Annotated in this window: 20 protein-coding genes and 1 tRNA gene; 10 read left to right on the top strand and 11 right to left on the bottom strand. The window is 40.0% G+C overall.

Annotated features, from left to right (window positions below; genetic code table 11):
• Positions 1–185: 185 nt before the first annotated feature.
• The 4 genes from FXV77_RS15605 to FXV77_RS15590 all read left to right on the top strand — a co-directional run bounded on the left by FXV77_RS15605 (position 186) and on the right by FXV77_RS15590 (position 2,625).
• Positions 186–428, top strand: coding sequence for a hypothetical protein (locus FXV77_RS15605; RefSeq protein ID WP_148920169.1), 243 nt, complete (start codon positions 186–188; stop codon positions 426–428).
• A gap of 12 nt (positions 429–440) precedes the next feature.
• Positions 441–998 (top strand): DUF4142 domain-containing protein, encoded by a 558-nt coding sequence (locus FXV77_RS15600; protein WP_148920168.1) that lies wholly within the window; start codon positions 441–443, stop codon positions 996–998.
• Positions 999–1,009: 11 nt separating this feature from the next.
• Entirely contained in the window at positions 1,010–1,243 is a 234-nt protein-coding gene (locus FXV77_RS15595) for a hypothetical protein (RefSeq protein WP_148920167.1), read from the top strand.
• Between the two features lie 86 nt (positions 1,244–1,329).
• Complete coding sequence (locus tag FXV77_RS15590) at positions 1,330–2,625, top strand: dicarboxylate/amino acid:cation symporter (protein WP_148920166.1); 1,296 nt, start codon at positions 1,330–1,332, stop codon at positions 2,623–2,625.
• Between the two features lie 136 nt (positions 2,626–2,761).
• On the opposite strand, the gene FXV77_RS15585 is transcribed toward FXV77_RS15590, so the two are convergent.
• A tRNA-Glu gene (locus FXV77_RS15585) sits at positions 2,762–2,833 on the bottom strand.
• Between the two features lie 185 nt (positions 2,834–3,018).
• Between FXV77_RS15585 and FXV77_RS15580 the strand changes: the two genes are divergently transcribed.
• Positions 3,019–5,505: a family 20 glycosylhydrolase gene (locus FXV77_RS15580; RefSeq protein ID WP_148920165.1), complete on the top strand. Its 2,487-nt coding sequence runs from the start codon at positions 3,019–3,021 to the stop codon at positions 5,503–5,505.
• 5 nt (positions 5,506–5,510) lie between these two features.
• On the opposite strand, the gene FXV77_RS15575 is transcribed toward FXV77_RS15580, so the two are convergent.
• The 4 genes from FXV77_RS15575 to FXV77_RS15560 all read right to left on the bottom strand — a co-directional run bounded on the left by FXV77_RS15575 (position 5,511) and on the right by FXV77_RS15560 (position 9,500).
• On the bottom strand, positions 5,511–6,236 hold the full coding sequence (locus FXV77_RS15575) for a hypothetical protein (protein ID WP_148920164.1): 726 nt from the start codon (positions 6,234–6,236) through the stop codon (positions 5,511–5,513).
• 35 nt (positions 6,237–6,271) lie between these two features.
• Positions 6,272–6,760: a 6,7-dimethyl-8-ribityllumazine synthase gene (ribH, locus tag FXV77_RS15570; RefSeq protein WP_148920163.1), complete on the bottom strand. Its 489-nt coding sequence runs from the start codon at positions 6,758–6,760 to the stop codon at positions 6,272–6,274.
• A gap of 70 nt (positions 6,761–6,830) precedes the next feature.
• The gene (locus tag FXV77_RS15565; RefSeq protein WP_148920162.1) at positions 6,831–7,502 is read right to left on the bottom strand and encodes a tetratricopeptide repeat protein; all 672 of its coding nucleotides are present in this window, start codon (positions 7,500–7,502) and stop codon (positions 6,831–6,833) included.
• 75 nt (positions 7,503–7,577) lie between these two features.
• A complete protein-coding gene (locus FXV77_RS15560; RefSeq protein ID WP_148920161.1) occupies positions 7,578–9,500 on the bottom strand; it encodes a polysaccharide biosynthesis protein in 1,923 nt (640 codons plus the stop codon).
• A 119-nt stretch (positions 9,501–9,619) separates the two neighbouring features.
• On the opposite strand from FXV77_RS15560, the gene FXV77_RS15555 reads away from it, so the two are divergent.
• Positions 9,620–10,831, top strand: a complete 1,212-nt coding sequence (locus FXV77_RS15555; protein WP_148920160.1) for an alanine dehydrogenase — start codon at positions 9,620–9,622, stop codon at positions 10,829–10,831.
• 4 nt (positions 10,832–10,835) lie between these two features.
• Complete coding sequence (locus FXV77_RS15550) at positions 10,836–11,678, top strand: alpha/beta hydrolase (RefSeq protein ID WP_148920159.1); 843 nt, start codon at positions 10,836–10,838, stop codon at positions 11,676–11,678.
• A 41-nt stretch (positions 11,679–11,719) separates the two neighbouring features.
• Here FXV77_RS15550 and FXV77_RS15545 read toward each other — a convergent pair whose 3' ends face one another.
• From FXV77_RS15545 to porX, 6 genes are all read right to left on the bottom strand, one after another.
• Positions 11,720–12,766 carry an ABC transporter ATP-binding protein gene (locus tag FXV77_RS15545; protein WP_148920158.1) on the bottom strand — a complete coding sequence of 349 codons (1,047 nt, stop codon included), beginning with the start codon at positions 12,764–12,766 and terminating at the stop codon, positions 11,720–11,722.
• A 50-nt stretch (positions 12,767–12,816) separates the two neighbouring features.
• Entirely contained in the window at positions 12,817–13,605 is a 789-nt protein-coding gene (locus tag FXV77_RS15540; RefSeq protein WP_148920157.1) for an outer membrane beta-barrel protein, read from the bottom strand.
• 6 nt (positions 13,606–13,611) lie between these two features.
• Positions 13,612–14,376 (bottom strand): hypothetical protein, encoded by a 765-nt coding sequence (locus FXV77_RS15535; protein ID WP_148920156.1) that lies wholly within the window; start codon positions 14,374–14,376, stop codon positions 13,612–13,614.
• A complete protein-coding gene (locus FXV77_RS15530) occupies positions 14,373–14,909 on the bottom strand; it encodes an RNA polymerase sigma factor (RefSeq protein WP_187444156.1) in 537 nt (178 codons plus the stop codon). The genes FXV77_RS15535 and FXV77_RS15530 overlap by 4 nt, the downstream gene beginning before the upstream one ends.
• 72 nt (positions 14,910–14,981) lie before the next feature.
• Positions 14,982–15,392: a tRNA (adenosine(37)-N6)-threonylcarbamoyltransferase complex ATPase subunit type 1 TsaE gene (gene tsaE, locus FXV77_RS15525; protein WP_148920154.1), complete on the bottom strand. Its 411-nt coding sequence runs from the start codon at positions 15,390–15,392 to the stop codon at positions 14,982–14,984.
• A gap of 7 nt (positions 15,393–15,399) precedes the next feature.
• A complete protein-coding gene (porX, locus tag FXV77_RS15520; protein WP_148920236.1) occupies positions 15,400–16,953 on the bottom strand; it encodes a T9SS response regulator signal transducer PorX in 1,554 nt (517 codons plus the stop codon).
• Positions 16,954–17,197: 244 nt separating this feature from the next.
• On the opposite strand from porX, the gene FXV77_RS15515 reads away from it, so the two are divergent.
• From FXV77_RS15515 to FXV77_RS15505, 3 genes are read left to right on the top strand one after another with little or no spacing between them, the layout of a single operon-like run.
• Positions 17,198–18,454 (top strand): HD domain-containing protein, encoded by a 1,257-nt coding sequence (locus tag FXV77_RS15515; protein ID WP_148920153.1) that lies wholly within the window; start codon positions 17,198–17,200, stop codon positions 18,452–18,454.
• A gap of 30 nt (positions 18,455–18,484) precedes the next feature.
• Entirely contained in the window at positions 18,485–19,528 is a 1,044-nt protein-coding gene (gene lpxD / locus FXV77_RS15510) for a UDP-3-O-(3-hydroxymyristoyl)glucosamine N-acyltransferase (protein ID WP_148920152.1), read from the top strand.
• Positions 19,529–19,551: 23 nt separating this feature from the next.
• Positions 19,552–20,949 carry a bifunctional UDP-3-O-[3-hydroxymyristoyl] N-acetylglucosamine deacetylase/3-hydroxyacyl-ACP dehydratase gene (locus tag FXV77_RS15505; RefSeq protein WP_187444155.1) on the top strand — a complete coding sequence of 466 codons (1,398 nt, stop codon included), beginning with the start codon at positions 19,552–19,554 and terminating at the stop codon, positions 20,947–20,949.

The raw sequence follows: 20,949 nt of genomic DNA, 5'->3' as shown, positions 1-20,949 counted from the left end.
ATTTGAGCGGCGTGAAATACCTGTATTTAATTTTTAGCCAACTATTTGGAGATATAATCCTTTTATTATGACAGACGTGTATCGTAATCTGGTAGTTTACAGTGATAGAAAATGTATACGTAGATAGGTGATAAAAAATAGGAATCACAGAATGAATAGATGGTTTAAAAAAAAAAAAGAATAACATGGAAAATTTAGAAAAAGGCGTCAAAGCAAAAGAAGGAGAAATGACGAAGGAAATTGAAAACAAAACAGCTCGGGTTCCATCAAAGGTATATTTATGTGTCGCCCTTACGGCTATGGCAGCGTCTGCTACATTGAAATGCATGGGGCATAAACACACAGCGTTGTTTGTTGGCCAGTGGGTTGCTCCTTTTTTGCTTTTTGGCATTTACAATAAAATTGTAAAAACACAAGGACATGATTAAAAATTGAGAAAGATGAAAAAATATCTCAAATATTGTTTCATCGTGCTAGGCATGATTATTCTATTTTTACCTTGTGTATTTGCACAGGAAAATAGTAAGGAACAGGATTTCTTAACGAAAGCGGTTGGTTCGAATCAATTCGAAATTGCATTGGGAACTCACGCTTTAAAGCAGTCAGAAAAAGACGATTTCAAACAATATGGTCAAATGTTGATAAATGACCATACTAAGGTGTTAGAGGAATTGCAAGAGGCTGCTGCAGCCAAAAAGTTGTCCCTACCGGATGGGCTGGAAGAAAATCAAGCTTCGATATTAAAGTCGTTATCTGTACTGTCAGGTGCTGATTTTGATAATGCGTTCAAGGACGTTATGATTAAAACACACGAAAGCGCTATTGCATTATTTGAAGATGCGGCTAATAATTTAAACGATCAGGAAATGAGGCAGTGGGCTGCTGAAAAGGTACCGACCCTGAGGGGTCATTTGGAGCAAGCCAAATCACTGCAAGTAAGATCAGAGTCCAACAGCCCCTCTCAACCCGTAGAGGAGAATTCAACAGAAACCTTATAATAGAAATAGCTATGGCAACAAAAGTAGAAAACGAAAAGACAGGTCTGGGAGAAAAAAAGAAGAAAAAAGAGGGGGATACTTATAAAGAACTTGGATCAGTCATCAAAAAGACGACGCGTACCAAAGATGGTGATGGAGAAGCTGGAGTAGATCCACAGGCAGAACAATTGAACGATATGCCCAATGATCCTACCGATCGACCTTTGGAACCGAAAACTTCAAAAGATGGGAAAACAGGTAATTAAAAACTTCTTTAATCCGTAAGGTTATATTATATTTAGGGTTTTTCTGGTAAACTGCAGTAAGTTTTACGCTTAACCCTAAATAAATAATGAAGAAAATAGCTTTACATTGGCAAATACTGATAGGTATTCTAGGCGGTATACTAGTCGGACTATTGTGTATTCAGTTTGTTGGAGGCAAAGAATTTGTCATCGATTGGATTAAACCCTTTGGAACCATTTTTATAAATCTACTGAAATTAATTGCCATCCCCCTTATCATCGTTTCCTTAATTAAAGGCATCTCCGATTTAAAGGATGTAACACAGCTTTCCAGTTTGGGGATACGTACGCTCGGTTTCTATATTGCCACAACGATTATTGCCGTTACATTAGGTTTAGGGTTAGTCAACCTTGTTAAGCCTGGTGGTTTTATTTCCGAGGAAACCCGACAAGAAATGCTGATATCTTTTGGAGGGGAGGTGCAAGAGAAGGTAGACGAGGTTACGGCTATTGAGCAGGCTAGAGGGCCTCTACAGCCGCTTATCGATATTGTTCCCGAGAATATTTTTGAATCAGCTTCAGCGAATAGTAACATGCTCCAGATTATATTTTTCAGTATCATATTTGGCGTGGCGATGATTATGTTGCCTATCAATCAAGTGGAAGCGTTTAAGAGAGTACTCGATGCGGGGAATGCCATTGTACTTAAAATTGTTGACTTGATTATGTTGGCAGCACCCTATGGTGTGTTTGCACTGATGGTTGCACTGATTGCAGAGGCTCCGTCTTTTGACGTTTTCAAGGCTTTAGGGGCTTACTCGTTTACCGTTGTATTGGGGTTGTTAATCATTATGTACGGCGTGTATTCGCTATTTGTTTATTTCTTCGGTAGGATGAAACCAAAGGAATTTTTCAAAGGGATTTTTCCGGCGCAATTGCTCGGTTTTTCTACTAGTTCCAGTGCAGCAACATTACCGGTTACTATGGATTGTGTCGAAAATAATCTGTACGTTCGGAAGGATGTCGTGAGCTTTGTTGTACCAATAGGCGCCACCGTAAATATGGATGGCACCTGTCTTTATCAAGCGGTAGCAGCGGTTTTCATCGCCCAAGTGATGGGATACGACTTAACAACTAGCCAACAATTAAGCGTAATTCTTACGGCCACATTAGCCTCCATCGGCGCGGCAGCGGTTCCGGGAGCAGGTCTCCTCATGCTTGTTATCGTTTTAGAATCCATAGGTGTCAGTCCGGCCGGTATAGCGTTGATATTTGCCGTTGACAGGCCGTTGGATATGCTACGGACGTCTGTAAACATTACAGGTGATGCGCTGGTCGCCGTAATCATGGAAAGGTACAGTAAGGAAAAGGACGACGTCCCATTACCGAAGGAAAGCGTGTAAGAAATTATCTTTTCTTCTATGGGATTCGTGTATTTTTTGCTGGGAAAAATTGAAAGATTTGTAGATGCCAATAAAATAAAAAACGCTGTAAATATTTAATTTACAGCGTTTTAGTGTGTTTTAACTTTTAAGTGTGTAGCCCGTAGGGGAATCGAACCCCTGTTTCAAGAATGAAAATCTTGCGTCCTAACCCCTAGACGAACGGGCCGTTTTTGTGTTTCGGTGTGCAAATATAGAAATGATTATTTATTGTGCAAAATAAAATTCAAAAAATTATACTCCTTTCTTAAAAAAAGGCGCTAATCAGTTTGCAGATTATTTCAAAACGTGCTAAACACAAGTACTTTTCATAAAAAAAACGGTACTTTTAGACGGTTAACTATTTAAGAATTTATGATACCATTCAAACGTATATTTAGTTTCATTACCTTATTGGGATTTATAGGGTTATCCTCCGCTGCTTTAGCCCAGTTAGATTCCAGTACTATTACATTGAAATGGAAACCGGGAGAGCACTATAATGGGCAAGATAACCAAGAGCTAAATTTAATGTTAAAAAATATCGGTCAAACGAAAATTCGATTAAATGAGCATGATCTTTGGTTTACCGCTCTTTTCCCTGTCGAGAATAAAAAAACTTCCGATTACGAAATTTTGTCAGGAAACGGGAATTTGATTCGGGTACGGTTTAATGATGACCTATACATCAAACCGCAAGATTCTTTACAAGTAAGTTATGTATCCAAATATCCTGTATTCAATATTTCGACAGTGCCGAATGGTGTTTATTTTCAACATAGAGAAGATATGTCAACATTCTTTGCGGTAGACGTCGAAGTAAACCCACTTCCTGTTACGAATGAGCAGCGTCGCATGCATTGGTCCTCATTATATGACAAGAATAGGGAGCGTCAAGTGACAGAAGATGCCAATCTTATCTTGCCGACACCAAAATATCTAAAAAAAGGTAAAGATAAACTCCAGTTAGCAAATGCAATCACCTATTGGGTGGATAGCGTTTTTGAACAAGAAATGGAAAACCTAATGACATTTGCAGATCAATTCCCAGGAGTACGCTTTGTCGAAGGAACTGAAAAATCACAGTTTACTGTTCGTCATGTTCCGGGATATGGAAAAGAAGCTTATGGATTGAAAATTGATGACCGTGGAATACATATCGAAGCGAGCGAAGGAATTGGTGTATTCTATGCGTTACAATCATTACGCTCTTTACTTGATGTGCCCTCCTTTGCAGCATCGGAAATTTCACTTCCCCATGTGGAGATAAAGGATGAGCCCCGTTACACGTACCGAGGGTTTATGTTGGATATCTCCCGAAATTTTAAAGATAAGAAAACGATTTTGAAATATTTAGATTTGATGTCTAGGTATAAACTGAACACCTTTCATCTTCATTTTATCGACGACGAAGGTTGGCGGATTGAAATTTCCACCTTACCGGAACTAACGGAAATAGGAGCAAATCGCTCACCACTGTTTGGTAAGCACCAAGGCCTTCAACCTACTTACGGCTCTGGAGCTGCGGGGACACCTGATCATTATCTTAGCAGAGCAGATTTCGTTGAGATACTGCGTTACGCTAAACAACGACACATCACGGTAGTGCCTGAAATAGAAACACCAGGACACGCCCGTGCGTCCATTAAGGCGATGGAAGCACGCTATCATCGGTATATAGAGAAAGGAGATAAAGCAGAGGCCGAGCGATACTTATTGCATGATTTTGAAGATAAATCCGTATATAGTTCCGCGCAATATTGGAATGATAATGTCATGAATGTGGCCTTGCCCTCGGTATATACGTTTATCTCCGTTGTGTTGGATGAGTTCAAATCTATGTATGCCAGTGCGGATTTGGAATTGAGAAAAGTGTCGCTAGGAGGGGATGAGGTTCCGGAAGGCGCCTGGGAGAAATCTCCTAAAATTAAAATGTTGATGGACAGTTTAGGAACGACTTCTGTGTATGATGTATGGCCATACTATATTAAGAAAGTTAACGCGTTGTGTCAGGAAAAAGGTTTGCAATTAGTGGGATGGGAAGAAATGGGTATGATGAACAAAGGCAAAGGTATGGAAGTCAATCCGGGGTTAGCTTCATCTAATATTCAGTTAGATGTATGGAACAACCTGATAGGTGGCGGACAGGAAGACCTTGCTTACCGATTGGCTAATGCCGGATACCCGACCGTTTATATCAGCGCCAATAATAATTATTTTGATATGGCGTGGGATAACGTATTTGAAGAGCCGGGGCTACGATGGGCATCTTATGCTGACCTCTATCAATCGTATACATTCTTGCCCGAGCATTTCTTTGCTTCTATAGCATATAGTATAAACGGAGCGAAGTATGAGAAAGGATATTTTAGTCATAAAGTACGTTTAAATGAAAAGGGAAAATCCAACCTGGTGGGTATAAAAGGAGGGACCTGGGCGGAAACGATTGTTTCAGAAGAGCGGTTGGACTACATGGTTTTTCCACGTCTTTTTTCACTCGCTGAACGGGCCTGGTCTCCACGTAAACCTTACGAAGATGAAAATAAGTTTGATATCAAACCATTCAATAAGGACTATAGCTCCTTCTTAAATAAAGTAGGGAAGGAAGAGCTGCCTAAAATACAATCTTTTGTAAAGTTTAGATTACCTGCGGTAGGTGTTAGAGAGGAGCAGGGTAAGCTATATGCAAATACCGAATATCCTGGATTTGATGTTTACTATACCGTTGACGGAAACATTCCTACACGAGAAAGCTCAAAATACAGCGAACCAGTCTCATTAGAAGCAGGAAAAACATACAAATTTACGGTAATAGATAAAACAGGGCGTCATGGCACTGTCTCTGTTATTAAATCGAAATAGCGATATTACAGGATCGAAAACCTCGATTCTTCCATTTCCGTAAATGCAGCTACAGTAGAGAATAAAAGGCTTTTTTCGCTATTCTCTAGGTTTCTAAAGGTGGTAGGAAGAAATAGCCCGCCACCAATATCTTTATAGCCATTTACAAGATACGTTTGGCCCTCTTTATCGACAAACTGCTTAATCCATCCCGTTTCGCCACTAAATAATACTTCGCCTGACAATCCCCCTTTTAACTGAAAGGGAAGCGATTGTAATTTTTCTGCATTTAAAATCTTGGAAGATATTTTTCCTGTTTTTGTTTCGGGTTGCTCAATTAAAGCGGGCAGAAAAAGAAAATTAACATCTTTTTTGAACTGCTCGTTGATTTTGGTAAAAAGCTCATTTGTTTCAGAATCCATCTGTTTTACTTCATTGCCATTGACAAAAAACTTAGCTAGTTTGCCGGTCTTAAAGTTGAACAGCGAAACAATATTGTTCCCGTCGTTGGATTTACCTTCGAAACGCGCTTGCCCGGACTTGGTATTGATAAGGAACTTTCGAGTGTTTCGAAAGTGTTTGGCATCGTTCCCATTTGCCGTAAAGAGAATATAGTTTGTACTATCCCACTTGTCCTTTCCACCGATTCCTTTCAATAGTATTTTACCTGCTTCCTGTTCTTCCTGTGCCTGTATGGTCACACACGAAATCGAAAGGATACCGGTAATAATTGCTGTTAGGAATGTTCTCATAGTTGACTCCTATTTTTAAGATGAAGCAACAATCACTAATATCTTTTACTAATAAGTGCCATTTGAATTGCTGTAATGGCGGCTTCTTCTCCCTTGTTGCCATGTTTTCCTCCTGCTCGATCCAAAGCCTGTTCCAGGTTATCCGTTGTTAATACGCCAAAAATAACGGGTTTATTGTGTTTAATAGCGACGTTAGCGAGACCATTGCCTACGGCGTCACATATAAAATCAAAATGCCGTGTTTCGCCTTGGATGACACAACCAAGACAGATTATTGCATTAAATGATTTGTTGCGAAGTGCTATATCAGCTCCGGAAATTAATTCATAGCTGCCCGGAACTTGGACAACATCGATATCCTCTTCCGCCACATCGTGTTGCTGTAACCCTTGCAGCGCACCATCTAACAAAGCTCCCGTAACTTGGGCATTCCATTGAGAAACAACGACTGCGAATTTCAAACCCTTCGCGTTGCCAACTTCAATATGTGAGAAGTCTGACAAATTCTTCATGCTACTAGACATGGGTGCAAAGATAAATAAAAAAGGCTGCTTACAAAAAATAAGCAGCCTGTATATCCTAATGGATTATTTCTTATTGCTGTTTTGCTTGTACGCGGGCTATAAGGCCATCTATCATATTCGCTTCCGGACTATTGGGATAGTCGGATTTGATAGATTGATAAGTCTGTTCTGCATTTTTAAAATCTTCTAAAGCTTCGTACACCAAGCCTAATTTTTTAAGGAAGAGCGGTGTTGTATACGTGTTTTTACTTTTTTGTGCCGCTTTTTTGTATTGATTGGCAGCGCTCTTATAATCTTGAGACTCCGAGTAAGCATCTCCGATTAAACCAGCAACCAACGGATCTAAAATATCACTTCCGGTATCCGAATATTTTTGAAGGTATTTTATCGCCTCTTGAAAATTGCCTTGGCGAAGGTACAGCCCTCCCAAATAAGCGTTTGCGATATTCGCAGATTTCGTGTTGGAATATTCTTCTGCAATCTCTTTGAAGCCTAAGAACGATCCATCCCCTTCAATAGCTTTGGCTTGTAGAGAGTCAATTGCAGCATATTCTTCTGCTTTATATAGTTGATTTGCTGCTTTTTCTGCTCGAGGAGCTAAGTATAGTCGCTGATAACCTAAATACAGTAAAATCAAAAGAATAATACCGCCAATAATAAAGGTAATGCTTTTTTGATTGTCCTGAAAAAATGAACCTGATGATTTTTTAGGTTCAGCTTGATTTACGTTTTTATTTGACATTTGTTATTATCGTATAATAAATATGGAACGCAAAATTACACTTTTAAAATTTTATTACAAGTTTTCTATCGTATTTTACTTGTCTTTTATTGACATCTCACCATCGAGTTGCTCATAGATGGAGTTTTGACTCTTAAATTCGGGAACGATTGCCTTCATCTGGCGAACAATCTCCACATTGTTATTCGTTTTAACGCTTTCAAAAAGACGGTTGATTTGTTCGCCAACTGAGGAGAAATTATTTTCTCGGACCTTTGCAATCATAATTTTCTGATGGTGGGTAGGTAGTGTGTTTTCAAGGTCGTTAAGTAATTCTTCGTACAGTTTCTCACCCGGGCGTAACCCCGTAAACTTAATATCTATATCTTGGTAAGGAATAAAGCCTGATAGTTTAATCATTTTTTCGGCAAGATCAACAATTTTGACTGATTTGCCCATGTCAAATACGAATATCTCACCGCCATTACCCATGCATCCTGCTTCGATAACCAATTGACAGGCTTCGGGAATAGTCATGAAATAGCGGGTGATTTCAGGATGAGTCACCGTAAGCGGCCCACCTTTTTCTATCTGTTCCCGGAAACGTGGGATAACAGAGCCATTTGATCCTAAAACATTTCCAAAGCGTGTTGTAATAAATCGGGTTTTCGCATTGGGGTGATTTTCCGTTAAATTATTGTTTAGGGACTGTACATACGTTTCAGCAATACGTTTGGTTGCTCCCATCACATTGGTGGGATTGACGGCTTTGTCTGTAGAAACAAAAACAAACTTTGATACGTCAAATTCAACTGCTAGGTTCGCTAATGTAAATGTACCCAATACATTCGTTCGCACGCCTTCGATAGGATGGCTTTCCATCATGGGCACGTGCTTATAAGCTGCTGCGTGATAAACATATTGAGGCTTAAATGTCTCAAACAGTGTGCGCATCCGTTCTTCATTTTTTACATCTGCGATGAAAGCTTGATAGGCTTGGCCCTTAAACCGCTCCTGCAAGTCTAAATGTAGGTTGTGTAAGGGAGATTCTGCCTGATCGCATAAGATAATGAGTTGCGGTTCGAAATATCCAAGCTGTTTAGCAATCTCACTTCCGATAGAGCCTGCGGCGCCCGTTACCAAAATACGTTTTCCTCTCAATTGTTCTAGTAGAGAGTCATTTTTCAATTTGATAGGGGCTCGCTCTAATAGGTCTTCGATCTTGACTTTTGTGATCTGCGTGGGCGAGACTGTCCCATTGATGATTTCGCTTACAGGAGGCAGGGTGAGTACGTTTATCTTTTGCTCCAGACATATATCAATGACCTGATTTTTCTTTTCGGAACTAATCCTATGCGACGCAAATATCAATTCATCAATAGCCAATCTATTAATCAAACCTCCAAGATCCGTCGAGCTGAAAATTTTGATGCCATCAATATATTTGCCGATTTTAGTTTCGTCGTCATCGAGATAGGCAACGATATATTTACTGGACTTAAGGTCATGGTCGAATGTACGCTTTACTGCTATACCTAAATCACCCGCACCATATACTATAACATTTTTCTTATCAGAAGCTTTGGTTTTATTATACTGAAAAAAAATTTTGATTAATGTTCGATAGGTTGTTAAACCTGTAAAAGCGAACAAGCTATAGACGATGATGACATTAGTCGGGATCAGTGTAGGAATATTGCTCGCAATCATAATCAACTTAATGGCGAACAGAATAATGACGTTGAAAAGTAACGTCGACAAAATTCGGATAGAATCAACCGCACTGGTATAGCGTACAATGCCCGAATAGAGTTTGAAAATCAAGAAAGAAAAAGAAGTGATCCCCAAACAGTAAATCAATTCGATGGCAAAGCCTGATTGTGCATATGCTCGTATATTGAACGAATGGAACAAGCCGTAAGCGAATACAAAAGCTATAGCTGCAATGGCTAGGTCAAAAATAAAAATGGTCCATCTCGGAACAATGCCAATCTGATTAAAAACGGGAAACTTTTGCATTGACAATTTTTTACATAGGCTGTAAAAATATGAAAAAAAGTGGATTTATGAATCTTATTCCGGAAATATCAAGAATAATATTTAAATTCACTAGCTTAAAAAACAGATATGATTGTAGCATGAACGATATGTCAAAAATTGCCCATAAGGCGATATTTCAACCGAAAGAAGCATTGGCAAGTGTGGGCAAAAGTCGGCACGCATTAAAAATAGGCGTACCAAAAGAAATATCATTTCAGGAGAAACGCATACCTCTAACACCGCTATCTGTTGCATTGCTCATTGAATACGGTCATGAGATAATCATAGAGTCGGGAGCTGGTGAAGCTTCAAACTTTTTAGATACACATTATAGTGAACAAGGTGCGAGGATTAGCCATGATAAACAAGAGGTATTTCAATGCGATATCGTCATTAAAATCGCAAGCCCCACCTTAGAAGAGGTGAATATGATGAAAAGTAAGCAGGTATTGCTATCCTCTCATCAACCATCACTCATGAAACTACCCATATTACAAGCTTTAATGCGAAAACAAATCACAGCGGTTTCCTATGAATACTTGCAAGATGAAGGTGGACACCTAACCGTTGTCCGTGCCATGAGTGAAATTGTAGGCGCAACCTCTGTGCTTATTGCAGCGGAGTATCTTAGCAATATTTTTGATGGAAAAGGCCTGATGCTTGGTGGTATTACAGGCGTTCCTCCGACAGAAATGGTCATCATCGGAGCAGGTACGGTAGGAGAATATGCTGCTCGTGCTGCTATTGCGCTCGGAGCTCAGGTTAAAGTATTTGATAGTTCTGTCTACCGGTTGCGTAGATTACAAAATAATGTCGGTAGCCGTGTTTTTACTTCCGTGATACAACCTATTGTATTGAATAAAGCCGTTCGGTCTTGTGATGTCGTTATAGGCGCTGTACGAGCAAAGAATGGCCGTTCTCCTTGTATCATCTCGGAAGATACCGTTTCTAAAATGAAACCCAACTCTGTGCTGATTGATGTGAGCATCGATCAAGGCGGATGTTTCGAAACCTCCGAAGTGACCACGTATGACAAACCCGTATTCCGGAAATACGATGTGATACACTATTGCGTTCCTAATATTGCGTCGCGTGTGGCACGTACCGCAACCTACGCCCTCACAAACATTATGACACCCCTGCTCCTACAGATTGGAGAATGCGGAGGCATGAACAATATGATATGGTCTGATAAATGTATTCGCAGTGCGATCTATCTTTATCAAGGCATGTTGACGAATAAGGACATTGGAGAAAAGTTTAACTTACCATCAAAAGATTTGGATTTAATTATCGTAGCTAATCAATAAAAAAATGAAGTTTATTTATTCTATACTATTTGTGGTGTTATTAAATTATTATACGTTAGCACAGGAGAAAGTTGCTTTATATGCCGAAATCCCCAATGCGACAAAATCTGCAGAAGACTTGGGAGAAGAAAATGTTCCGGTTTTGTATAAATATGAGTTGCCTAGTGCGAAACAGGCTGTATTGGTGATCCCTGGAGGAGGATACTCCCATGTGGCTATTAACCACGAAGGACATGAAATAGCCAAGGCGTTTAATGAGGAGGGTTATAGTGCTTTTGTACTGTATTATCGCTTGCCTAAGGATGAGAACATGAACGTGCGCAAGATAGGACCTTTACAAGATGCGCAACGCAGTATGCAATATATTAGGGAACATTATGACTTCGACAGGGTCGGCGTAATAGGGTTTTCAGCCGGAGGCCACTTAGCATCATCATTATCAAACCATTTTGATGATGTGAAAATTGAGAATCAGAATACAATTGACTTAGCACCTGATTTTTCTGTATTGATTTACCCAGTTATTTCGATGGATGATGAGATTACGCATAAAGGATCTAAGATAAATTTGATAGGAGAGCAACCCGGTACAGATGATCTTACTTATTTTTCTTTGGAAAAGCAAGTGTCCACAAAAACTCCACCTACTTTTTTGGTACATGCCGAAGATGATAAGACAGTGCCCATTGCTAATGCATTACGTTATAAAGAAGCATTAGATAACATCGGGATAATCAATGAAATCTTTATTTATAACACGGGTGGACATGGTTTTGGATTGCATAATAAAACCGATGCTAGAAAATGGTCAGAAGCCATGTTTATGTGGCTAAAAGATGTGAAATGATTAACTCACCGAACCCATATTGGAAACAGAGTCGGATAGTCTTAAACGAACGTAATATATTTTTTGATATGAATCTCGACATTACTGCCAATGGCAATATTGGATAAAGGATGTAGAATCGCATGCAACGTAAGCGACCCGTCACTTAATATCAATTCTTTGTAAAAGCCACGAAAACGTATGTCTTTTACATGAAATGTGCCTCGCAGATTTTCCGCAAAGGTAACATCCTCTTGGTGGATACCTATGGTATGGTTTGATGAGATGCCCAAGAGAGCCGCTTGGTCCGAAGATAATATATTACTCTTTGCCAGAAGTTGTGCTGTATAGCTGTGGTTAGGTTCGTAATAAAGCTTAGTCGGAGAATGCTGTTCAATTATCTTTGCATTTTTCATGACGATTAATTCATCGGCCATAGCGAGGACCTCCGTAGGATCATGGGAAACCAAAAGTACCGTAAGGCCTGTGTCTTCTACGATTTGACGAATATCTTGTTGTAAAGCATCTCGAAATGCGGCGTCCACCTGGTTGAAAGGTTCGTCCATGAGTAAAACTTCCGGCTCGTTTACCAAAGCCCGTGCAATAGCCACACGTTGTTTTTCCCCGCCACTCAAATCAGCCACGCGTTGTTGAGCAAGGTGAAGGATGTTTAGTCTATCCAACGTTTCACGTGTCTTAGATTCTTTCAGCGAAAGATTGGTGTTGGGTAATTGGGATGCGATATTATCCCAAACTTTCGCATACAGATTCAGATCATCAAACCCTTGTGATACTAACTTCATGGCATCATGCCCCGGAATAAGTTTATCTTTTCGCGTAGGAACTAACCACCCACGATAACGAACTTCCCCCGAAGAAGGCTCTAATACACCATAAATAAGTTTTAACAATGTGCTTTTACCACTCCCCGATTCTCCGATGATAGCCGTGATCTTTCCCTCAGCGATACCGAAATCAACCTTATCAACTGCGACAACATCCTGTTTCGCATGGAAGATGTGGGAAAGATTTTCGCCATAGATAAGGGGCACCCCCATCTTTTGTTGGTCGGTCGGGATATATTGACAAGAAGAGTTTTGTTGTGCCATAGAGAATACTGAATCTTGTGTGGCACAAAAGTAACGATTTATTACTCGCGTTAAAACCCTAATGTCAGCCCAAAAGTGAAATTATTTAAATTCTCTTGATTAGGACTATTCTCGAACATATCATTCATGTAATATTTAGCAAAAATACCCAGTGATCCAAATCCTACTCGTGCAAATGCGCCATATTGGAAGCTTGCTAAATTGTAGTTGTCCTTGAACTTTTGTTTACCTTGTTCTTCACTTTTGAATCGTTGAGTCCCTTTGAGCAGAATGCCCGTCATAGCGCCAAAAGCAATTTTAGGTCGGTGACCGCGATGGTTTCTGCGTCCCCGCCATTCGAAACTCAGTGGTGTACGGAGATAGGTAGATGTAAAGATGTTCTTTTTATAGGTAATGTCAGACGGGCTATAAGCCAGCGGGGTCGCTTCCGTGTTTAGAATAATATCATTTTTTAACCGGAGATAATTCCATTCAAACCCCGCGGATACGTACATTTTGAAAGCATCATTAAAGCGAAGGCCAAATTGAGCGACGTCAAATCCAAAATTGGACGCTTTCTTGTATTTCAAAAATTGATTTTCCTCTCCTAATGTAAAGCTCCCATCGTCCATAAGGCGAGAAAACCCCCAATCTATACGGGTAAAAGTGAGACCACCAAATACACGGGGGTATTTGATTACTTTACCACGCTCATCATAATCTTTTTTCCCTAAAGTTGGTTCGAGGTCTATTTTTCTAGTGACAGTGTCATTCCCTTCATCTTCTTGAGCAAAGGAGTATTGTGCAGCGAAAAGCATGGCTATACCAACTAATCCGGTAACTAATAAATTCTTCTTCATAATGAATTATCTTCTTTTTTTATTACGGTTTTTTACTAAACTATTGACTATATCTAGACGAAGAAATCCTTCTTCATCTTTGCTAAATTGAAAGGTTGCATTATCAGTAGGGTTTAACGCATCGGATATTCTGTTCAAGATGCCAGGTACTATACCTTCCGCTGGTTTTCGAGTGGACGCTAACATACTTTCTTCTGTTTCCGGGCTATCAATTAGCGGAGCGATAGGTGGAATACTAATAGTATACTCCTGCGGGGCTTTATCATCAATATGAAGACCGGCTGTCAGAGGCAATGAAAGATCAGCAGGTTTTAGTTCCACTAGCTCCAAACGATTTTCTTCCACTCGAGGTAGAAGTTCATTTACATCATTTTTTTGTTCGGGAGCTGAAACCTCTAGTACGAACGTTTCCGTCTTCGCTACTTCTTGTTCCTTCAGTTGCTCAGCATGTTTTGCGACAGGGATGTCAGTTTGAATCGATTTGGATAATTCTTGCACCGTGCTTGTCGGCGGTGATGATATTTCCTTGTGTGCGATGATCGGTACGTCAAGTGCCGGCGTAGGTTGGGTTATAATCTTATATAATAATGCAACCAGGCTGAGACACCCAATAGCGATTGCTGCATAACTTACCCAGCCTAGTCTTCTGACAGGTACAGCCTTTTCTTGATCTAATTGGCTTTCAATTTGATGCCAATTGTCCTTTCTTGGAGGAACAGGATGATGTTCCAGTTGCTCCTTGAATAGTTTGTCTAGTTCTTCATCGTTCATAACCCGATATTTTCAATTTTCATCAATTTCTCTTTAAGCCATTGCCGTGCTCTAGACAGCTGTGACTTAGAGTTACCTTCACTAATGGACAGCATTTGTGCAATCTCTTTATGTGAGTAACCCTCAATCACGTATAAGTTAAAGACCGTTCGGTAACCTAAAGGAAGTTCTGTTACCATAGTTAACAGATCTTTATACCGTAGGTTTTCGTCGCTCCTCGAGCGACTATCCACCACTGGATAATCATCCGTAAGTGACTCAAAAGAATGTCTGCTCTTATTTCGGTGTAGTTCGATGGCTGTGTTGACCATGATCTTGCGAATCCAGCCTTCTAATGAACCTTTATTGTCAAATAACTGCCCTTTTGTGAACACTTTGATGAACCCCGCCTGGAGGATTTCCTCTGCTTCCGATTCATGCTGTGCATAACGTAGGCAAACGCCAAACATTCGACCGGATAAAGTTTGATACAATTGAAACTGTGCTTTGCGGTTTCCCGCTAGACAGGCATTCCATAAGGTATCTAAGTTCATGTTATCCAATTTCAGATTAGTCTTTATTAAAAAGACGATGGCGATCGCGGAAAGGTTGCATGAAGAAGAAAATTATTTTACAACAATGATCCTACTGCTTGGTGATGACACGGTAATGGTTATCTGTCGGGATTCTTCCGGGAGGAGATTGGGGATTTTTTCCGGCCATTCTACGAAACAATAGGCATCTGTATAAAAATATTCTTCGTAACCCATATCTAATGCCTCTTCTTCATGCTTTAAGCGATAGAAATCAAAATGATATATGGGGCCGTGAGGAGAACGATATTCATTAACGATAGAGAACGTCGGGCTGCTCGTACTATCCGATACGCCTAAAGCCCGGCAAAACGAGTTGACCAGCGTTGTCTTCCCAGCTCCCATGTTGCCGCAAAGCAAAAAAATCCTATCGTTTGGAAAACCAGATAGTATTTTTTTTGCCGCCGCGTCCAATTCTTGAAGATTGTTTACGGTGATTGTCATAAAAGCATTATTTGGGTGTATAAACTGCATACGGGATAATCATCTCTTCCAAAGAGATCCCACCGTGTTGAAACGTTTCGTTGTAATAGTTGACAAAATGATTGTAGTTGTTCGGGTAAACGAAGAAATAGTCATCTTTGGCAAACACAAATGCAGAGCTCACATGAAGTTTGGGAAGTTGTGCATCCTGTGGGTTTTTAATCACAAAGACCTCCTTGTTTTTATAGTTCAAATTTCTTCCTTGTTTGTACCGCAAGTTAGAATTTGTATTTCTGTCACCAATAATCTTACTTGGTTTCTTTACCCGTATAGTGCCATGGTCGGTTGTAATGATAACACGTACATTCCGCTGCGCAAGCCACTTTAAAGCTTCTAATAACGGAGAGTGCTCAAACCAGGATAAGGTTAATGAACGATAGGCCCTCTCATCATTTGCCAATTCTCGAATCATCGCCATATCTGTTCGTGCGTGCGAAAGCATATCAACAAAGTTGTAAACCAAAATATTTAAATCGTTTTGCATGAGGTTATTCAGCGATTCAACAACGTCTCTACCTTGGCTTAGCGTGATTATTTTATGATACGAATGTTTTAAATCTCGGCGGTAGATGCGGCTGATTTGATCAGCTAAAAATTTATCTTCATATAAATTTTTACCTCCCTCATCATCATCGTTTTGCCAAAGATCGGGAAATCTTTTTTCCATTTCCAACGGTGTTAAGCCACTGAAAATAGCGTTTCTTGCATATTGGGTGGCTGTAGGTAAGATGCTGTAGTAGGCGTCTTCCTCCTCTAATCGATAATAATCTGTTATGGCTTCGTTTATTACCTTCCATTGGTCATACCGCAAGTTATCAATCAAGAAGAAAAAAGTAGGACGTTCCTTGTCAAGCTGTGGAAATACCTTGTTTTTAAATAGCTGATGTGACAAAATTGGTCCTTCTTCCTTATTTTGTATCCAATTCAGATAATTCTTTTCTATAAACTTAGAGAAAAGTGTATTGGCATCTGCCTTTTGCATCGTAAGAATCTCGTGCATGCCGGCATCTTCCAACTTTTGCAAGGAAAGCTCCCAATAGATCAGTTTACGATAAGCCTCTATCCACTGTTTATAATTTAGGTCATCATTAATGGTCATTCCTAGGTTCCGGAATTCCTGCTGGTAAGCCATGGAGGTTTTTTCACTGACCAGACGTTTATTTTCAGTGAACTTTTTTATCGTCAAGAGGATTTGTTTGGGGTTGACAGGTTTTATTAGATAATCATCAATCTTGGAACCTATCGCATCTTCCATCAGATGTTCCTCCTCATTCTTTGTTACCAATACCGTAGGAATGGCAGGGTTGATGGTTTTCAATATGGCAAGCGTTTCCAGACCCGTTTTACCTGGCATGTTCTCGTCGAGAAAAACCAAATCAAAAGGTTCATTCTGAAAAGCATCCACCGCATCGTTACCGTTATTAACGGTTTTGACCCGGTAGCCTCTTTCTTCCAATAATAGGATATGTGGCCTCAAAAACTCAATTTCGTCATCGGCCCACAATATATGTATCTTCTGTATCATTTATTTTTAACATTAATTAACTTCATTCTCCTTATCTTTGCGTTTAATTTAGACACCCGAAAGCGCTTAAGCACCAACGGCAAAAGAAAGAGAGATGAACTGCTATGTCGAAGTAGAAAGAGCTTGTCCTCGCATACATAAATTACCTTTGAACTCTTTGAGGCTACAATGTAGTTGTGCTGTTGAAAGCTCTCGTTCGTGTCTCAAATTTAATGATAATAATTAACATCATAGCGTAAAGTTGAATAAGAAAAAGATAATTAACGACCCTGTCTACGGATTTGTCACTATTCCGTCGGCCTTTATTTTCGACCTTATTCAACATTCATACCTGCAAAGGCTGCGTTTTATCAAACAAGTGAGCATGACGCATTTGGTGTATCCCGGGGCACTTCACACGCGGTTTCAACATGTCATTGGTGCGATGCATCTCATGTCATTAGCCATTGATACACTTCGTAATAAAAATGTCCCCATCAGCTCCGACGAGGAAGAGGCTGTGCTGATTGCGATATTGTTGCACGATATTGGCCATGGCCCTTTTTCACATTCGTTAGAACATACGCTTATTGAAGGTGTATCTCATGAAATGCTTTCGTTGTTATTGATGGACAAACTGAACGAAGAATTTGATGGCGGGTTGTCTTTAGCAATTACTATTTTTAACGATCAGTATCCCAGAAAATTTTTTCATCAACTAGTTTCCAGTCAACTGGATATGGATCGTATGGATTATCTCAACCGGGATAGCTTTTTTACAGGCGTCTCGGAAGGCGTTATTTCTTTTGACCGCATCATTACGATGCTCAATGTTGAACAGGGTGAGTTGGTCGTGGAAGCAAAGGGAATCTATTCTGTGGAAAAATTCTTGATCGCCCGCCGCCTGATGTATTGGCAAGTTTATTTACATAAAACCGTCATCAGTGCAGAACAGATGCTTATTAAGATTCTGTATCGTGCTAAGGAGCTGGCGACAGAGGGACACACCTTATTTGCGACAACGGCATTGCGCCATTTTTTGACAAATAAAATTAATCATCATAATTTCTTAGAAGATCCTCGTCATTTAGAATGGTTTACGCGCTTAGACGATACAGATATTATGTCGGCTTTGAAAGAATGGGTAAATGAGAAAGACGAAATATTGCGCACACTTTGTCGGAAATTGATGAATAGAGACCTTCCACGTACAGAACTTAGAAATACGCCTTTTTTGGAAACGGAAGTAGATTTGGTACGGGGAAAAGTGAAAGCTCATTTTGATTTGGAAGACAGCGAAATTGACTACTTCGTGTATACACAAGTTATTCAAAACAGTGCTTATGACATACAACATAATAATATTAAAATTATCAACAACAGAGGTTGTGTTCAGGATATTACGGAAGCCTCTGACGTTTCTAATTTAGAAGCATTGGCAAAGCGCGTAGTTAAGTTTGCCATTTCCTATCCGAAGGAAATAGGGCATCCGCTGGATGAGGGTAATAATTTCTCGTAAAATTATTAAGAAAAAGTATACATTTGTAAGATGCAATTTACTGCAAATCAAATAGCAACATTATTGAACGGATACGTTGAAGGCAATCCCGATGTTCTTGTAAATCAATTGGCTAAGATTGAAGAGGGCGAAGAGGGGGCGTTGGCCTTCCTATCAAACCCAAAATACGAGCATTTCCTTTATGAAACGAAAGCGTCTGTCGTTATCGTCAATCAGGACTTGCAGTTGATAAAACCTGTCGAGGTTAGTCTAATCCGTGTAAAAGACGCATACTCCGCTTTTTCAGAGCTTTTGCGTATCTATGACCAATTGCGTAACGAACGGAGCGGAATCGAAGAGCCTTCTTTCATCCATGAATCGGCACGTATAGGGCAAGAGCTATATTTAGGCGCTTTTTCCTATATCGGACGAGATGTTGTAATCGGCAACAAGGTGAAGATATATCCGCAAGTATATATTGGAGATGGCGTTGCCATTGGAGATAATACTGTAATTTATCCAGGAGTTAGGATTTATCACGATAGTAAAATCGGAGATAGTGTGGTACTTCACAGTGGTGTGATAGTAGGTAGTGATGGATTTGGTTTTGCACCACAAAAAGATGGTACGTATAGAAAAGTGCCTCAGATTGGCAATGTAGTCATTGAAGACCAAGTAGAGATAGGCGCTAATACGGTAATAGATCGTGCTACGCTTGGTTCTACGACCATTCGTACAGGAGTGAAATTGGATAACCTTATACAAATAGCCCATAACGTAGAGATCGGTGCCAATACGGTAGCAGCAGCCCAAACAGGTATTTCGGGAAGTACGAAAATTGGAGAGAATGTAGTCTTAGGTGGACAAGTAGGAGTCGTGGGCCATATTCAAGTAGCAACGGGATCACAAATTCAAGCCCAATCGGGCGTTAATAGATCTATTGACCAAGAAAATAAGAAATGGGGAGGGAGTCCTGCTATGCCCTATAGCAGGAACTTACGTTCGCAGGTTATATACAGTAAGTTGCCCGCACTGGAGCAACGTATTGCTGAACTGGAAGCCCGTCTTAAAGAACTCTATAACGAAACTCGATAAATTTGCTAATTAGAATGTTAGATATGAATGTAAAACAGAGGACGATACAATCTGAAATATCGATTTCAGGGATTGGATTGCACACGGGGAAAGCTGTGAACATGAAGATTAAACCTGCGCCGGAATTTCATTGGTATAAATTTAAAAGGGTTGATTTGGAGGGAGGGCCTATCGTGGCCGTTGATGCAGATAATGTATCCGATACATCACGTGGTACGACCATTTCCCAAAATGGAGCATCGATCAGTACTATTGAACACTTGATGGCTGCGTTGGTCGGCCTTCAAATTGATAACGTTCTAATCGAAATAGATGGTCCGGAAGTTCCCATTTTAGACGGTAGCTCCAGAATTTTTGTAGAGAAGTTAGTGGAAGCTGGCTTTATCGATCAAGAAGCAGATCGAGACTATTATGAAATTCAGGATAATATTGTTTATGTGGACAAGGATAGAAAAGTCGAAATCATAGCGATGCCGTTGGATGGTTACCGCTTGACTTGTATGATCGACTTTAATTCGCCTGTATTGGGAAGCCAACATGCATCTATCAGTAATATTACGGAATTTAAAAATGAAATTTCCGGTTCAAGGACATTCTGCTTCTTACATGAATTGGAAAGCCTGGTCAACCATAACTTAATCAAGGGAGGAGATCTATCCAACGCCATCGTTATTGTGGATAAAGAGGTGAGTAAGGAAGAGTTGGACAAGCTATCTGGTTTATTTAATAAAACGGTGGAAGTTGCCAGTGAGGGCATCTTGGATAATATTCAATTACGTTATCAAAATGAACCAGCACGACATAAATTGCTGGATATGATTGGTGATTTGGCGTTAGTAGGGCGCCCGCTTAAAGGGCATATTATGGCAGCCCGCCCAGGGCATGCTGCAAATGCGGCTTTCGCGAAGAAAATAAAAGCACAAATTAAAAATGATAAGAATCGTAAAAACATAAAAATTTACGATCCGAACATGACACCTGTTTATGACACGGTACAAATAATGAAAATTTTACCGCATCGTCAGCCAATGTTAATGGTCGATAAAATTCTGGAATTATCGGAAACACACGTCGTAGGATTAAAAAATGTTACGATGAATGAAGATATTTTTATGGGACATTTTCCGGAAGCACCGGTATTTCCAGGGGTATTACAGATTGAAGCAATGGCACAAACAGGGGGGATTTTAGTCTTAAATACAGTTCCTGATCCAGAAAATTGGCTTACACTGTTCCTAAAAATAGAAAATGCCCGTTTTAAGAATCAAGTGACTCCCGGTGATACGATTATTTTCAGCTGCGAGTTGCTCGAACCTATTCGTCGCGGAATAGCCAGAATGAAGGGCGTAGGCATGGTAGGTGACAAGGTAGTAAGTGAAGCAGAGCTTATGGCTCAAATTGTAAAAGTAAAAGGTAATTAG

Source organism: Sphingobacterium phlebotomi, assembly GCF_008180195.1.
GTDB classification, from domain to species: domain Bacteria; phylum Bacteroidota; class Bacteroidia; order Sphingobacteriales; family Sphingobacteriaceae; genus Sphingobacterium; species Sphingobacterium phlebotomi.
The sequence above is the reverse complement of the archived record's forward strand: the minus strand, read 5'-3'. Positions and strand labels throughout refer to the sequence as shown.

Bases quoted from the DNA above. Each gene is read 5' to 3' on its own strand.
- FXV77_RS15505 (WP_187444155.1), top strand. From the start codon at position 19,552: ATGAATGTAAAACAGAGGACGATACAATCTGAAATATCGATTTCAGGG.
- FXV77_RS15565 (WP_148920162.1), bottom strand. From the start codon at position 7,502: ATGTCAAATAAAAACGTAAATCAAGCTGAACCTAAAAAATCATCAGGT.
- tsaE (WP_148920154.1), bottom strand. From the start codon at position 15,392: ATGACAATCACCGTAAACAATCTTCAAGAATTGGACGCGGCGGCAAAA.
- FXV77_RS15575 (WP_148920164.1), bottom strand. From the start codon at position 6,236: ATGAGAACATTCCTAACAGCAATTATTACCGGTATCCTTTCGATTTCG.
- FXV77_RS15530 (WP_187444156.1), bottom strand. From the start codon at position 14,909: ATGAACTTAGATACCTTATGGAATGCCTGTCTAGCGGGAAACCGCAAA.
- FXV77_RS15600 (WP_148920168.1), top strand. From the start codon at position 441: ATGAAAAAATATCTCAAATATTGTTTCATCGTGCTAGGCATGATTATT.
- FXV77_RS15595 (WP_148920167.1), top strand. From the start codon at position 1,010: ATGGCAACAAAAGTAGAAAACGAAAAGACAGGTCTGGGAGAAAAAAAG.
- ribH (WP_148920163.1), bottom strand. From the start codon at position 6,760: ATGTCTAGTAGCATGAAGAATTTGTCAGACTTCTCACATATTGAAGTT.
- FXV77_RS15545 (WP_148920158.1), bottom strand. From the start codon at position 12,766: ATGGCACAACAAAACTCTTCTTGTCAATATATCCCGACCGACCAACAA.
- FXV77_RS15580 (WP_148920165.1), top strand. From the start codon at position 3,019: ATGATACCATTCAAACGTATATTTAGTTTCATTACCTTATTGGGATTT.
- lpxD (WP_148920152.1), top strand. From the start codon at position 18,485: ATGCAATTTACTGCAAATCAAATAGCAACATTATTGAACGGATACGTT.
- FXV77_RS15560 (WP_148920161.1), bottom strand. From the start codon at position 9,500: ATGCAAAAGTTTCCCGTTTTTAATCAGATTGGCATTGTTCCGAGATGG.
- FXV77_RS15550 (WP_148920159.1), top strand. From the start codon at position 10,836: ATGAAGTTTATTTATTCTATACTATTTGTGGTGTTATTAAATTATTAT.
- FXV77_RS15605 (WP_148920169.1), top strand. From the start codon at position 186: ATGGAAAATTTAGAAAAAGGCGTCAAAGCAAAAGAAGGAGAAATGACG.
- FXV77_RS15590 (WP_148920166.1), top strand. From the start codon at position 1,330: ATGAAGAAAATAGCTTTACATTGGCAAATACTGATAGGTATTCTAGGC.
- FXV77_RS15540 (WP_148920157.1), bottom strand. From the start codon at position 13,605: ATGAAGAAGAATTTATTAGTTACCGGATTAGTTGGTATAGCCATGCTT.
- FXV77_RS15535 (WP_148920156.1), bottom strand. From the start codon at position 14,376: ATGAACGATGAAGAACTAGACAAACTATTCAAGGAGCAACTGGAACAT.
- FXV77_RS15555 (WP_148920160.1), top strand. From the start codon at position 9,620: ATGAACGATATGTCAAAAATTGCCCATAAGGCGATATTTCAACCGAAA.